Below are 13,072 nucleotides of genomic sequence, written 5' to 3'. Positions count from 1 at the left end.
TCATGGCAGATGGTTCCGATACGACGCTCACGGCTGACAAGACCTCGGAACAGGCCCCCAACGGCCTGGTCGCGGGAATCAAGTCGTTCGCCGCCGGACACGGCGGGGCGAAGGCGGTCATCGAGTACGTCGGCAAGCGCGGTGCACGCATCGTCCTCGTGGGTTCCGACGGGGCGTGGGCCGACCAGTTCGCCGACGGCACCGACGTCGCGCGGCAGGCCTGCGCCACCGCAGGGGTCACCGTCGAGAACGCCTGGGAGCGTGAGCTGATGGACCAGATGCGTCCGAGCAACGACCTCTGGCGGTCGATGGCCCGGCGCACGATGGCCCGTTGACATAAATTGACCAACCACCACCAGCCGACCCGGGGGGAACCCCGGGTCGCTCTCGTCACCTGCACGGCCCTTCCCGACCTCGACCCGGACGACCGGCTCGCGCTCGCCCCGCTCGCCGCCCGCGGCGTCGCCGCCGAGGCGGTGGTCTGGGACGACCCGGCCGTGGACTGGTCCGGCTACGACCTGGTCGTGCTCCGCTCGCCCTGGGACTACGCGTTGCGCCGCGACGAGTTCGTCGCCTGGGCGCGCTCCGTGCCGACCCTGGTCAACCCGGCCGACGTGGTCGGCTGGAACACCGACAAGCGCTACCTGGCCGAGCTGTCGGCGGCCGGCGTGCCCACGGTGCCGACCGCCTGGGTCGAGCCGGGCGCGGACTGGCACCCGCCCGCCGACACCGGCGAGTACGTGATCAAGCCGGCGGTCGGCGCCGGCAGCCAGGACACCGGCCGCTACGACCTGGCCGACCCGGAGCACCGGGAGCTGGCCGTGGCGCACGTCCGGCGGCTCTCCGCCGCCGGCCGGGTCACCATGGTCCAGCCGTACCTCCGCGCGGTGGACACCGACGGGGAGACCGCGCTGCTCTTCCTGGCCGGGCCCGACGGCCTGGCGTTCAGCCACGCGATCCGCAAGGGGCCCATGCTGACCGGCCCCGACCGGGGCGTGGCCGAGCTCTACAAGGAGGAGCGGATCGACGCCCGGACGGCCACCCCGGAGCAGCTCGACATGGCCGAGAAGACCCTGGCGGTGGTGCCCGGCGGCACCGACCGGCTGCTCTACGCCCGGGTGGACCTCATCCCCGGCCCGGACGGGGCGCCCGTCCTGGTCGAGCTGGAGCTGACCGAGCCGAGCCTGTTCGTCGGGCACGCCGACGGCGCCCCGGACCGGCTCGCCGAGGCGGTCGCCACCCACCTGGCCCGACGGTCCTGACCCGCGCTCCGGCCCGCGCCCGAGCGGGCCGGAGCCGGCGTCACTCCCCGTCGCAGTGGTTGCGGTCCCAGCGGCCGCCGATCGGCGGGGTGTCCAGCCGGACGGCGGCCTCGTTCCCGGCGAGGTCGTTGTCCTCCACGCGGCACGAGACGCAACTGCCCGCGCCGGTGACCCAGAACCCGTAGGTCTGGGTGTGCTCGTCCCGGTGCCAGATCCGGTTGCCCCGCACGGTGGCCGAGTCGAACGGGGCGTTGACCGCGATCCCCGCCCGCTCCGGCGGCCCGGCCGGCAGCTCGTACGGCGTGCCGGGCGCCGGGGTGGCCTCGTTCCAGCCGGTGGCGCCGTCGGGCCGCACCTCGGCCAGCGACAGCTCCGTGTCGGTGTTGTCGGCCACCACCGCGGTCCGCGAGTCGACCCGCACGATCTTGCCCCGGTGCCCGCCGGGCGGCCAGTCCGCCGACCCGTCGGTGACCCGGCGCGGGGCGTACCGCACGGTCGCGCCGGAACCGCGGCATTCCGGCGCGGACCGGCGCCCGTTGTCCCGGATCCGGTTGTCCACCACGGCGGCGTCGGTCATCGGCCGGTCGATCCGGATCCCGTCCAGCGCGTTCTCCCAGATGTGGTTCCCCTGGATCACCACGTCCTCCGCAGGGCCCCGGTAGCCGTGGCCCAGGTCGTGCTCGTGGTAGCCGTAGCCGCCGTTACGGCTGATCCGGTTGCCCCGGATCACGTACGGACCGGGGGTGTTGCCCATGCTGATCCCGTCGCCGACGTTGCGGTCGATCACGCAGTCGGTGAGCAGCCCGCCGCGGCCGGCGATCCCGGCCGTGCCGTTGGCGGAGACGTCGAAGCCCGCCTCCAGGTTGTTCGTCAGGGTGCAGGCCGAGACGATCAGCCCGTCGGCGCCCCAGTCGGAGATGCCGAACCGGTTCGCCTGGCTGTGGCACCCGACGATGCGGAAGCCCCGCGGGGGCGGCCAGTAGTCCTTCTGCAGCTCCAGGAAGATCCCGTTGGTCCCGTTGCCCACCGTGGTGCAGTTGGCGATGGTGAGCCGCTCCACGTCGCTCCAGCCGCCGATGCCGACGCCGATGCCCGCGCCGCCCATCTGTTCGCCGTTGTCCAGCCGGCCGCAGCCCACCACGACCACCCCGTCGATCAGGCTGTCCTGGAGGAAGTCGCAGCCCAGCCCGGTCGCCCCGGTGTGGTGGATGTAGAGGTTCCGGAAGATACCGCGCACCACGTACTGGAGGCCGAGGCCCTTGGCCAGGTAGTTGTACTGGGTCATGCCGACGCCGGAGCCGTCGATCTCGAAGTCGGCGAAGGTGCAGTCGGCGATGTGCCGGTCCCGGTCCGCGCCGTGCTGCATCGTGGTCCAGTACGCCAGCGGCACGGGATCGTCCCGGTTGCCCTCGTTGCTGAGCAGGAACCGGGTCGCCGCCGGTCCCGCACCGATCAGCGATACGCCGCTGCGCCAGACGGTGCCGGCGTCCCGGACCGAGTAGATGCCCGGCGGGCAGTAGATGACCCGGGCGCGGCCGTCGGCCTCGTACCCCTCGCCCAGCCGGTCCACCAGCGCGGCCAGTGCGGGCTGGTCGTTGGTCACGCCGTCGCCGGTGAGCCCGAACTCGTGGGCGTCGCACCAGAGCGGGGCGCCGGCCACCGGCGTGAGCCGCTGCGGGACGGTGGTGGCCAGGCCCTTGCGCGACACCGGCGGCTCCCCTCGGGCGGACGGTCCGTGGCCCGACCGCTTTCCCGCTGCCGGCGAGGGGTAACGCCGGTCGTGCCGCGGTGACCGGCTCGCCCGGCCGGGGCCTCAGACGGCGGCGGTGACCGGCTGGTCGGCCGGGGCGGTGGTGGTGGCGGTGGCCGGCGCCGGCGGAGCGGCCGGACGCCGCTCCCGGGTGGCCCACAGCACGCCCAGGGTGGCCAGCAGCACCAGGCAGGAGCCGAGCATGTGCGCGGCGACCAGCACGGCGGGCAGGTGGGTGAAGTACTGCACGAAGCCGATCAGGCCCTGGCCCAGCTCGACCGCGACCAGCACCCCGGCGGCCCGGGCGGCCCCGGCGGCCCCCACCGCGCGGAACGCGAAGAGCAGCGCCACCGAGAGGCCGATCAGCAGGAACACCCCGTCGGCGTGCACCTGGGAGATCGCCTCCGGGTCCAGGCCGTTGCGGGCCGCGCCCTGGTCGCCCGCGTGCGGCCCGCTGCCGGTCACCCAGGTGCCGACCACCAGCACGGCCGCGCTCACCACGGTGGTGAGCCCGGCGAGGGTACGCAGCGGCGCCGGCACGGTCGGCGTCACCGGCCCGTCCGGCTCCGTGGTCCGCTTCCAGCAGGCGTACGCGGCGGCGATCACCGCCATCGAGGCGAGGAAGTGCAGGCCGACCACCCACGGGTTGAGGTTGGTGAGCACGGTGATGCCGCCGATGACGGCCTGGGCGGGGATGCCGAACAGCACGCCGATCGACAGCGGCAGCAGCCCCCGCGGGCGGGTCCGCTGGGCCAGCACCGCGAGCACCACGGCCAGCGCGATGACGCCCACCGCGAAGGTGAGCAGCCGGTTGCCGAACTCGATCGCCCCGTTGATGCCCATCTCCGGCGTGGCGATGTACGACTCGTCGGTGCACCGGGGCCAGGTCGGGCAGCCGAGCCCGGAGCGGGTGAGCCGGACACCCCCGCCGGTGACCACGATCGCCACGTTCGCGATGATCGAGGTGTACGCGAGGCGGCGCAGCAGCGTGGGGGAGACCGGGAACCGGACGGAAGCCTTCACGGAGCGAATCCTACGCACCGTAGTTGATCCCGATCGGGTGACTCCGCGACACCGGTGGTCGGGATCACCGGACCCCGGGTTTGCGGGCCCCCGGCGAATTACGTAACGTTGGCGTTGTGAAAAACGCGGCGGCGCTCTCCGGGCACCAGCCAGCAGCCGTCCCGGCCGCTGGCGCTTCCGCGTCCACCGATCTTTCCACCCGCGACCGGGTCACCCAGCTGCTGCTGGAGCGGGGCGCGACCACCGCGGCCCAGCTCGGCTCGGCGCTCGGGCTCAGCCCGGCCGCGATCCGCCGGCACCTCGACGCGATGCTCGCCGACGGCGACGTGGAGGCCCGCGAGCAGGTCGTCCGGGGCAGCCGGGGCCGGGGTCGACCGGCCAAGGTCTTCGTGCTCACCGAGGCGGCCCGCGTCCGCTGCGGCACCCACCACTACGACAACATCGCCACGGCCGCCCTGCGCTGGATCTCCCGCACCGGCGGCTCGCAGGCCGTCGAGGCGTTCGCCGCCGAGCAGGTGACCGCGCTGGAGGAGCGCTGCCGCGCCGCCATGGAGGACGCCGGCACCGACCCGCTCGCCCGGGCGGAGGCGCTCGCGGGGGCGCTGACCGCCGAGGGCTACGCTGCCAACGCGTCCACGATCGCCTCCGGCGGCCAGCTGTGCCAGCACCACTGCCCGGTGGCGCACGTGGCCGCCGAGTTCCCCCAGCTGTGCGAGGCCGAGACCGCGGTGATCTCCCGTCTGGTCGGCACCCACGTGCAGCGCCTGGCCACCATCGCGCACGGCGACGGGGTGTGCACCACGCACATCCCCGCCCAGCCGCGTGCCCAGTCCGGTAACACCGTCACCACTGTGAGGACAGATAGATGACCGAGCAGATCGTCCAGCCCCTGACCCAGGAGGAGCAGCTCGCCGCCCTCGGTCGTTACGAGTACGGCTGGGCCGACCCCGACGTCGCGGGGGCGTCCGCCCAGCGCGGCCTCAACGAGGCGGTGGTGCGGGACATCTCGGCCAAGAAGAACGAGCCGGCCTGGATGCTCGACCTGCGCCTGAAGGGCCTGCGGCTGTTCGACCGCAAGCCGATGCCGGCCTGGGGCGCGGACCTCACCGGGATCGACTTCGACAACATCAAGTACTTCGTGCGGTCCACCGAGAAGCAGGCCACCAGCTGGGAGGACCTGCCCGAGGACATCAAGAACACCTACGACCGGCTGGGCATCCCCGAGGCGGAGAAGCAGCGGCTGGTCGCCGGCGTCGCGGCGCAGTACGAGTCCGAGGTCGTCTACCACAAGATCCGTGAGGACCTCGAGGAGCAGGGTGTCATCTTCCTGGACACCGACACCGCGCTGCGCGAGCACGAGGACATCTTCAAGGAGTACTTCGGCACGGTGATCCCGGTCGGCGACAACAAGTTCGCCGCGCTGAACACCTCCGTCTGGTCCGGTGGCTCGTTCATCTACGTGCCGAAGGGCGTGCACGTGGAGATCCCGCTGCAGGCCTACTTCCGGATCAACACGGAGAACATGGGCCAGTTCGAGCGGACGCTGATCATCGTCGACGAGGGCGCGTACGTGCACTACGTCGAGGGCTGCACCGCGCCCCTCTACTCCTCGGACTCGCTGCACAGCGCCGTCGTGGAGATCATCGTCAAGAAGAACGCCCGGTGCCGCTACACGACCATCCAGAACTGGTCGAACAACGTCTACAACCTGGTCACCAAGCGCGCCGTCTGCCACGAGGGCGCGACCATGGAGTGGGTCGACGGCAACATCGGCTCCAAGGTGACCATGAAGTACCCGGCGGTCTACATGACCGGTGAGCACGCCAAGGGCGAGGTGCTCTCGGTGGCCATGGCCGGCGAGGGTCAGCACCAGGACGCGGGCGCCAAGATGGTGCACGCCGCGCCGCACACCTCCTCGACCATCGTGTCGAAGTCGATCGCCCGGGGCGGCGGCCGCACCTCCTACCGCGGCCTGGTGCAGGTGCTGGAGGGCTCGCACAGCAGCCGCAGCACGGTCAAGTGCGACGCGCTGCTGGTCGACACCATCTCCCGCTCCGACACCTACCCCTACGTCGACATCCGCGAGGACGACGTGTCGATGGGGCACGAGGCGACCGTCTCCAAGATCAGCGACGACCAGCTCTTCTACCTGATGAGCCGGGGCCTGAGCGAGGACGAGGCGATGGCGATGATCGTGCGCGGCTTCATCGAGCCGATCGCCAAGGAGCTCCCGATGGAGTACGCCCTGGAGCTCAACCGCCTGATCGAGCTGCAGATGGAGGGCGCGGTCGGCTGACGCCGCCCGCTCTCCGGTCCACCTGACACCGTCGTCGCACAAAAAGACCAAGGAAGAGATGACTACCCAGGCTTCCGCGCCGCCCGCGACCAAGTCGCAGGCGCTCCGCTCGTACGACGTCGCCGACTTCCCGGCCCTCACGGGCCTGGAGGAGGAGTGGCGCTTCACCCCGCTCAAGCGCCTGCGCGGCCTCGTGGGTGGGGCGCAGGCCGCCACCGGCACGGTCCGCCACGAGCACGGCGACCTGCCCGAGGGCGTCACCGTCGGCCGGATCGGCAGGGACGACCCGCGGGTGGGCAGCGTGCTCACCCCGTTCGACCGGGTCAGCGCGCTGGCGTACGGCGGGGTCGACGAGGCGCTGCTGGTGCAGGTCGCCCGGGACGCCGTGGTCGAGGCCCCGGTGAGCCTGCGGGTGGTCGGTCAGGGCGCGGACGCGCTCGCCCTCGGCCACACCTTCGTCGAGGTGGGCCGGTTCGCCGAGGTGACCCTGGTGCTGGAGCACGTCGGGTCCGCCACCCTGGCGGACAACGTCGAGGTGGCGGTGGCCGACGGCGCGAAGCTGACCCTGGTCACCGTCGCCGACTGGGCCGACGACGCGGTGCAGGCGCAGCACCTCAAGGTGAAGCTGGGCCGCGACGCCAAGGTGGTGCACGTCCAGGTGAGCCTCGGCGGCGACCTGGTCCGGCAGTACACCTCGGTGGAGTACACCCAGCGCGGCGGCGAGGCCGAGCTGTACGGCGTCTACTTCGCCGACTCCGGCCAGCACCTGGAGCACCGCCAGCTGGTGGACCACACGGTGCCGGACTGCCGCAGCTACGTCGGCTACCGGGGCGCCCTCCAGGGCGAGAGCGCGCACACCGTCTGGGTGGGTGACGTGCTGATCCGGGCCGAGGCGACCGGCACCGACACGTACGAGATCAACCGGAACCTGCTGCTCACCGACGGGGCCCGGGCGGACTCGGTGCCGAACCTGGAGATCGAGACCGGCGAGATCGCCGGCGCCGGGCACGCGAGCGCGACCGGCCGCTTCGACGACGAGCAGCTCTTCTACCTGATGGCCCGGGGCATCCCGGAGGGCGAGGCGCGCCGCCTGGTGGTCCGCGGCTTCTTCGCCGAGCTGATCAACAAGATCCCGGTCGAGGAGCTGCGCGAGCGGCTCGGCGACGCGATCGAGGCCCGCCTCACCAAGGCCGGCGCCTGATGATCAAGATCTGCTCCACCGAGGACGTGCCGAAGGGCACCGCGATCAGCGCCGACGTCAACGGCACGCAGATCGCCGTCGTGCACGGCGAGGACGACAGGTTCTACGCCGTGTACGACGAGTGCTCGCACGCCGCGGTGGCCCTCTCCGAGGGCGAGGTCGACGGCTGCACGCTGGAATGCTGGCTGCACGGATCCCGTTTCGACCTACGGACCGGCGAGCCCACCGGGCTGCCCGCGACCGAACCCGTTCCCGTCTACCCCGTCGAAGTCCGCGACGGCGACATCTACGTCAGCCTGACGCCGAGCAATGGAGTGACCCGATAATGAGCACCCTGGAGATCCGCGACCTGAAGGTGTCGGTCAAGCTGCCCGAGGGTGAGCTCAAGCCGATCCTGGCCGGTGTCGACCTGACCGTGAAGTCGGGCGAGACCCACGCGATCATGGGCCCGAACGGCTCCGGCAAGTCGACCCTGGCGTACTCGATCGCCGGTCACCCCAAGTACGAGATCACCGGCGGCTCGGTGACCCTCGACGGCGAGGACGTGCTGGCCATGTCCGTCGACGAGCGGGCCCGCGCCGGCCTCTTCCTCGCCATGCAGTACCCGGTCGAGGTCCCCGGTGTCTCGGTGGCCAACTTCCTGCGCACCGCCAAGACCGCCATCGACGGCGAGGCGCCGAAGCTGCGCACCTGGGCCGGCGAGCTGCGCGGCGCCATGGAGAAGCTCCAGATGGACCCGGCGTTCGCCCAGCGCAACGTCAACGAGGGCTTCTCCGGCGGTGAGAAGAAGCGGCACGAGATCGTGCAGCTGGAGCTGCTCAAGCCGAAGATGGCCATCCTCGACGAGACCGACTCCGGCCTCGACGTGGACGCGCTGCGCGTGGTCAGCGAGGGCGTCAACCGGGTGCGCGAGACCGGCGACACCGGCCTGCTGCTGATCACCCACTACACGCGGATCCTGCGCTACATCAAGCCCGACTTCGTGCACGTCTTCGTGGCCGGCCGGATCGTCGAGCAGGGCGGCCCGGAGCTGGCCGACAAGCTCGAGGAAGAGGGCTACGAGCGGTACGTCGCCGGGGCCGGTTCGGCGCGGGCCTGAGCGGGCACCCGATGACCTCCATCGCGATCCCGTCGGGCATGCCGCAGTACGACGACGTGCCCCGCTTCGACGTGGCGCGGGTGCGTGCCGACTTCCCGATCCTGGACCGGGAGGTCAACGGGCACCCGCTGGTCTACCTCGACAGCGCCAACACCTCGCACAAGCCGCGGCAGGTGCTCGACGTGCTCGCCGAGCACTACGCCATGCACAACGCCAACGTGTCGCGCTCGGTGCACACGCTGGGCACCGAGGCGACCGAGGCGTACGAGGGGGCCCGCGCGAAGATCGCCGCCTTCATCAACGCGCCCAGCGTCGACGAGGTGGTGTTCACCAAGAACTCCACCGAGGCGATCAACCTGGTGGCGTACGCGTTCTCCAACGCCTCGCTGCGGCCGGACGCCGACCCGCGCTTCCGGATCGGGCCCGGTGACGAGATCGTCATCTCCGAGATGGAGCACCACTCGAACATCGTCCCGTGGCAGCTCCTCGCGGAGCGGACCGGCGCCACCCTGCGCTGGTTCCCGGTCACCGACCAGGGCCGGCTCGACGAGTCCGGGCTGGACGACCTGGTCACCGAGCGGACGAAGATCGTCTCGCTGGTGCACATGTCCAACATCCTGGGCACGGTCAACGCCACCGCGCGGATCACCCAGCGGGTCCGCGAGGTGGGCGCCCTGCTGCTGCTCGACTGCTCGCAGTCCGTGCCGCACATGCCCATGGACGTGGTCGACTACGACGCCGACTTCATCGTCTTCACCGGGCACAAGATGTGCGGCCCGACGGGCATCGGCGTGCTCTGGGGCCGGGGCGAACTGCTCGCCGCGATGCCCCCGGTGCTCGGCGGCGGCTCGATGATCGAGACCGTGACGATGGCGCGCTCCACGTTCGCCGCGCCGCCGGCCCGGTTCGAGGCGGGCACCCCGCCGATCGCCGAGGCCGTGGCGCTCGGCGCGGCGGTCGACTACCTCACCGGGATCGGCATGCGGGCCATCCAGTGGCACGAGAAGGAGCTGACGGCGTACGCGCTGGACGCCCTCGCCACCGTGCCGGGCCTGCGGATCTTCGGCCCGAACGTGCCGGTCGGCCGGGGCGGCACCATCTCCTTCGCCCTCGGCGACGTGCACCCGCACGACGTCGGGCAGGTGCTCGACTCGCTCGGTGTGCAGGTCCGGGTGGGGCACCACTGCGCCAAGCCGGTGTGCACCCGGTTCGGCGTGCCGGCCATGACCCGGGCCTCGTTCTACCTGTACACCACGACCGAGGAGATCGACGCGTTGGTGGCCGGTCTCGAGCAGGTGCGGAAGGTGTTCGACTGATGCAGCTCGACCAGCTCTACCAGGAGATCATCCTGGACCACTACAAGCACCCGCACGGCCGTGGCCTGCGGGACGCGACGGACCGGGCCGCCCGGGTCGGCGAGGCGCACCATGTCAACCCGACCTGCGGCGACGAGATCACCGTGCGGGTGTCCACCGACGGCAAGGTGTTCACCGACATCTCGTACGACGGGATGGGCTGCTCGATCAGCCAGGCGTCGGCCAGCGTGCTGCACGAGCTGCTGCGCGGCCGGGCCGCCGACGACGCCGCCGTGGTGCACGAGGCGTTCGTCGAGTTGATGTCCGGGCGTGGTCAGGTCACGCCCGACGAGGACGTGCTCGGAGACGGGGTGGCGTTCGCGGGTGTCGCGCGCTACCCGGCCCGGGTGAAGTGCGCGCTGCTGTCGTGGATGGCGTTCAAGGATGCCGCGGCACGCGCCGGGGTGGGCGTGAGCCCGGAGGTGAAGGCATGAGCAGCGAAGAAACCGCCACCACGCCGGCGGCCGGCGGCAAGGCCGCGATCGGCGACATCGAGGAGGCGATGAAGGACGTCGTCGACCCCGAGCTGGGCATCAACGTGGTCGACCTCGGCCTCGTGTACGGCGTCCACGTCGACGAGCAGAACGTGGCCACCCTGGACATGACGCTGACCTCGGCGGCCTGCCCACTCACCGACGTGATCGAGGACCAGGCCCGGCAGGCGCTGACCACCGGCCCGGGCGGCGGCCTGGTGAACGACATCCGGATCAACTGGGTCTGGCTGCCGCCGTGGGGCCCCGACAAGATCACCGACGAGGGCCGGGACCAGCTCCGCTCCCTCGGCTTCAACGTCTGACCACTCCACGGTCCCAGTCGAGCGCGACACCCTATGCGGGTGTCGCGCTCGACCCGTCTCGGGCGGCCAATGCCCTCGCACGCCCCAAAACACCCCGCAGATCTTGGTACCAACCGGCCCCTGGAGGGGCCATTTCCGTCCAAGATCTCCGCCGGTCTGCCCGCCACCCCCGCTTGGTCGACTCCAGCTCCGCGATGTGGCGGTATCCATCAGGGTCCGATGCTGCCGGCTCGGCGAGGTGGTGCGCGGGGTGCGGAAATCGGGTGGCGGGGTGGGGGAGCGGAGGGCACGATGGGCGCGTGATCGAGGCGTACCCGAAGCAGGTTCCTGTCCGTGCGGCCATCCCCGCGCGTCGACAGCGCGCCCTGCCGCCGGCCGCCTCGACCCGCCGCCCACCGTCGTGACCGGGGCATTCCTCGCCGGTCTGGTGGCCGGCTACGGCGTCGCCGTCCCGGTCGGCGCGATCGCGATCCTCATCCTCGGGCTCAGCGCCCGCACCGGCTTCCGGGTCGGCGCGGCCGCGGCGCTCGCCGTGGCCACGGCCGACGGGCTCTACGCGGCGGTTGCCGCGCTCGGCGGCGCCGGCCTGGCCGGGGTCATCGCGCCGGTCGCCGGCTCGCTGCGGGTGGTGGCCGCGCTGGTCCTGCTCGGGCTCGCCGGTCACGGGCTGTGGCGCACCTGGTCCGCCCGGCGGACCCGGGAGGTCGCGGAGGCACCGGTCGGGCGCGGGCTGAACAGTCCCGGGCGGGCGTACGCGGCGCTGCTCGGTCTCACCCTGCTGAACCCGGCCACGGTGCTCTACTTCGCCGCGCTGGTGCTCGGCCGCCAGGGCACCGCCGACCCGGACGGCGCGACCGCCGCGCTCTTCGTGGCGGGCGCGTTCCTGGCCTCGGCGAGCTGGCAACTGGTCGTCGCCGGCGGGGGCACCATGGTCGGCCGGGCCCTGGCCGGGCCGCGCGGCCGCCTGGTCACCGGCCTGGTCTCCAGCGCCCTGATCGCCGCCCTGGCGATCGCCACCTTGCTGCCCGACTGAGCCGCACCGGTGCCGGTGTCGTACGGTCGGGCGGTGACCAGCCGACCCGCAGCCGGGGGCGGCCGGTGGGTCGAGGTCGACCCGGGCCGCGTCGCCCGCTGGGTCGAGGGCTTCGCCGACCGGCACGGCCCGCCCACCACGACCGTCGAGGGGTACGGGCTGCTGCTCACCGCCCCGGACGGCGCCACCGCCGAGCTGCACACCCCGCCGGGCGCCCCCGCCACCGCCGACGTGCCCGGGTTCGTGGCCGCGGCCGGCGCGCGCCGCCGGCTGGGTCTGCTGCTGGCCCGCAAGGGCGCCGTGGCGGTCGGTGTCGCCGACGGCCCCGACCTGGTCGTCTCCAAGGTGGACACCCGGTACGTGCAGGGCCGCACCGCCGCCGGCGGCTGGTCCCAGCAGCGCTTCGCCCGGCGGCGGGACAACCAGGCGAAGGCGGCGCTGGGCGACGCGGCCGAACTGGCCGTACGCCTGCTGTTGCCGGAGGCGGCGCGCCTCGCGGCCCTGGTCGCCGGCGGTGATCGGCGGGCCGTGGACACGGTGCTGGCCGACCGGCGGCTGGCCCCGCTCGCCGCCCTGCGCGCGGAGCGGCTGCTCGACGTGCCCGAGCCCCGGCACGCGGTGCTGGTCGCCGCGGTGGCCGCCGCCCGTGCGGTGTGGATCCTGGTCCGCGACCCCGAACCCGACGGCGCCCGCTGACCTCACCCGGTGTTCGGCGAGGCGACCAGCCATGCCCCGGAGTCGTGCGCGGATCAGCTTCCCGCCGACGCCAGCCACGCCGGGTCGATGCGGTCCAGGAATTCGTCCTGATGGTCGGCGAGGCGATCGGCGAGCGGCAGCGGGACGAAGCGGCAGGCGAAGCGCAGCCCGCCGTCCTCGCCGTCGCCCGCGACCCGGTGCGCCCAGTCAGCGGCCGTCCCGCCGGTCGCCCGGAGCTGGACGTACGTGGTGCGCCGGGCCCGGCCCGTCACCGGGTGCGGCCACTCGCTCACGCCCAGCTCGGCGACCGCCTCGACGCTGGTCAGTCCGGTCTCCTCGGCGACCTCGCGGACGGCCGCCTGGGTCGGGATCTCGCCCGGCTCCATCCCGCCGGCCGGGACCTGGGTGCCCGCCTCGGGAAAGTCGATGTGGTCGAAGACGAGCAGCTCGGGGCCGTCCGGAGCGCGCCGGAGGACGTACGCCGCGACCCGGAGTCGGGGTGGAACGGTCATCCGGACATCGTTCCCCGGCCGGGCCCGCGCCGGTGTCCCCGGACACGGC

Annotated in this window: 15 protein-coding genes; 12 read left to right on the top strand and 3 right to left on the bottom strand. The window is 72.6% G+C overall.

What is annotated here, in order from left to right:
* Positions 1–2: 2 nt before the first annotated feature.
* Both FXF50_RS27330 and FXF50_RS27325 read left to right on the top strand, forming a co-directional pair.
* Entirely contained in the window at positions 3–335 is a 333-nt protein-coding gene (locus FXF50_RS27330; RefSeq protein WP_091320776.1) for a hypothetical protein, read from the top strand.
* Positions 336–341: 6 nt separating this feature from the next.
* Entirely contained in the window at positions 342–1,262 is a 921-nt protein-coding gene (locus FXF50_RS27325; RefSeq protein ID WP_148431798.1) for a RimK family alpha-L-glutamate ligase, read from the top strand.
* Positions 1,263–1,302: 40 nt separating this feature from the next.
* Here the strand turns inward: FXF50_RS27325 and FXF50_RS27320 are convergent, their stop codons facing one another.
* Both FXF50_RS27320 and FXF50_RS27315 read right to left on the bottom strand, forming a co-directional pair.
* Positions 1,303–2,970: a right-handed parallel beta-helix repeat-containing protein gene (locus tag FXF50_RS27320; protein ID WP_148431797.1), complete on the bottom strand. Its 1,668-nt coding sequence runs from the start codon at positions 2,968–2,970 to the stop codon at positions 1,303–1,305.
* Positions 2,971–3,075: 105 nt separating this feature from the next.
* Positions 3,076–4,053 carry a heme A synthase gene (locus FXF50_RS27315; protein WP_187399847.1) on the bottom strand — a complete coding sequence of 326 codons (978 nt, stop codon included), beginning with the start codon at positions 4,051–4,053 and terminating at the stop codon, positions 3,076–3,078.
* 98 nt (positions 4,054–4,151) lie between these two features.
* On the opposite strand from FXF50_RS27315, the gene FXF50_RS27310 reads away from it, so the two are divergent.
* The 10 genes from FXF50_RS27310 (at position 4,152) to FXF50_RS27265 (ending at position 12,511) form a co-directional block, all read left to right on the top strand.
* The gene (locus tag FXF50_RS27310) at positions 4,152–4,904 is read left to right on the top strand and encodes a metalloregulator ArsR/SmtB family transcription factor (protein WP_148431795.1); all 753 of its coding nucleotides are present in this window, start codon (positions 4,152–4,154) and stop codon (positions 4,902–4,904) included.
* Positions 4,901–6,331, top strand: coding sequence for a Fe-S cluster assembly protein SufB (gene sufB, locus FXF50_RS27305; RefSeq protein WP_091270091.1), 1,431 nt, complete (start codon positions 4,901–4,903; stop codon positions 6,329–6,331). Before FXF50_RS27310 ends, sufB begins: the two co-directional genes overlap by 4 nt.
* Before the next feature lie 58 nt (positions 6,332–6,389).
* Complete coding sequence (gene sufD / locus FXF50_RS27300) at positions 6,390–7,532, top strand: Fe-S cluster assembly protein SufD (protein WP_148431794.1); 1,143 nt, start codon at positions 6,390–6,392, stop codon at positions 7,530–7,532.
* Positions 7,532–7,858, top strand: coding sequence for a non-heme iron oxygenase ferredoxin subunit (locus FXF50_RS27295; RefSeq protein ID WP_148431793.1), 327 nt, complete (start codon positions 7,532–7,534; stop codon positions 7,856–7,858). Before sufD ends, FXF50_RS27295 begins: the two co-directional genes overlap by 1 nt.
* On the top strand, positions 7,858–8,631 hold the full coding sequence (gene sufC, locus FXF50_RS27290; RefSeq protein WP_148431792.1) for a Fe-S cluster assembly ATPase SufC: 774 nt from the start codon (positions 7,858–7,860) through the stop codon (positions 8,629–8,631). The genes FXF50_RS27295 and sufC overlap by 1 nt, the downstream gene beginning before the upstream one ends.
* Before the next feature lie 11 nt (positions 8,632–8,642).
* Positions 8,643–9,947, top strand: a complete 1,305-nt coding sequence (locus FXF50_RS27285; RefSeq protein WP_148431791.1) for a cysteine desulfurase — start codon at positions 8,643–8,645, stop codon at positions 9,945–9,947.
* Positions 9,947–10,420: a Fe-S cluster assembly sulfur transfer protein SufU gene (sufU, locus tag FXF50_RS27280; protein WP_148431790.1), complete on the top strand. Its 474-nt coding sequence runs from the start codon at positions 9,947–9,949 to the stop codon at positions 10,418–10,420. The genes FXF50_RS27285 and sufU overlap by 1 nt, the downstream gene beginning before the upstream one ends.
* Positions 10,417–10,782, top strand: coding sequence for a metal-sulfur cluster assembly factor (locus tag FXF50_RS27275; RefSeq protein WP_341864946.1), 366 nt, complete (start codon positions 10,417–10,419; stop codon positions 10,780–10,782). Before sufU ends, FXF50_RS27275 begins: the two co-directional genes overlap by 4 nt.
* Positions 10,783–11,182: 400 nt before the next feature.
* Positions 11,183–11,815, top strand: a complete 633-nt coding sequence (locus FXF50_RS27270) for a LysE family transporter (protein ID WP_148431789.1) — start codon at positions 11,183–11,185, stop codon at positions 11,813–11,815.
* A 33-nt stretch (positions 11,816–11,848) separates the two neighbouring features.
* Positions 11,849–12,511 (top strand): acVLRF1 family peptidyl-tRNA hydrolase, encoded by a 663-nt coding sequence (locus FXF50_RS27265; protein WP_148431788.1) that lies wholly within the window; start codon positions 11,849–11,851, stop codon positions 12,509–12,511.
* Positions 12,512–12,564: 53 nt separating this feature from the next.
* Here the strand turns inward: FXF50_RS27265 and FXF50_RS27260 are convergent, their stop codons facing one another.
* Positions 12,565–13,023 (bottom strand): NUDIX domain-containing protein, encoded by a 459-nt coding sequence (locus FXF50_RS27260; RefSeq protein WP_148431787.1) that lies wholly within the window; start codon positions 13,021–13,023, stop codon positions 12,565–12,567.
* Positions 13,024–13,072: the final 49 nt, after the last annotated feature.

Source organism: Micromonospora sp. AP08, from assembly GCF_008085935.1.
Taxonomy (GTDB): Bacteria; Actinomycetota; Actinomycetes; order Mycobacteriales; family Micromonosporaceae; genus Micromonospora; species Micromonospora chersina.
The sequence above is the reverse complement of the archived record's forward strand: the minus strand, read 5'-3'. Positions and strand labels throughout refer to the sequence as shown.

Bases quoted from the DNA above. Each gene is read 5' to 3' on its own strand.
- FXF50_RS27330 (WP_091320776.1), top strand. From the start codon at position 3: ATGGCAGATGGTTCCGATACGACGCTCACGGCTGACAAGACCTCGGAA.
- sufB (WP_091270091.1), top strand. From the start codon at position 4,901: ATGACCGAGCAGATCGTCCAGCCCCTGACCCAGGAGGAGCAGCTCGCC.
- sufD (WP_148431794.1), top strand. From the start codon at position 6,390: ATGACTACCCAGGCTTCCGCGCCGCCCGCGACCAAGTCGCAGGCGCTC.
- FXF50_RS27295 (WP_148431793.1), top strand. From the start codon at position 7,532: ATGATCAAGATCTGCTCCACCGAGGACGTGCCGAAGGGCACCGCGATC.
- sufC (WP_148431792.1), top strand. From the start codon at position 7,858: ATGAGCACCCTGGAGATCCGCGACCTGAAGGTGTCGGTCAAGCTGCCC.
- FXF50_RS27285 (WP_148431791.1), top strand. From the start codon at position 8,643: ATGACCTCCATCGCGATCCCGTCGGGCATGCCGCAGTACGACGACGTG.
- sufU (WP_148431790.1), top strand. From the start codon at position 9,947: ATGCAGCTCGACCAGCTCTACCAGGAGATCATCCTGGACCACTACAAG.
- FXF50_RS27275 (WP_341864946.1), top strand. From the start codon at position 10,417: ATGAGCAGCGAAGAAACCGCCACCACGCCGGCGGCCGGCGGCAAGGCC.
- FXF50_RS27260 (WP_148431787.1), bottom strand. From the start codon at position 13,023: ATGACCGTTCCACCCCGACTCCGGGTCGCGGCGTACGTCCTCCGGCGC.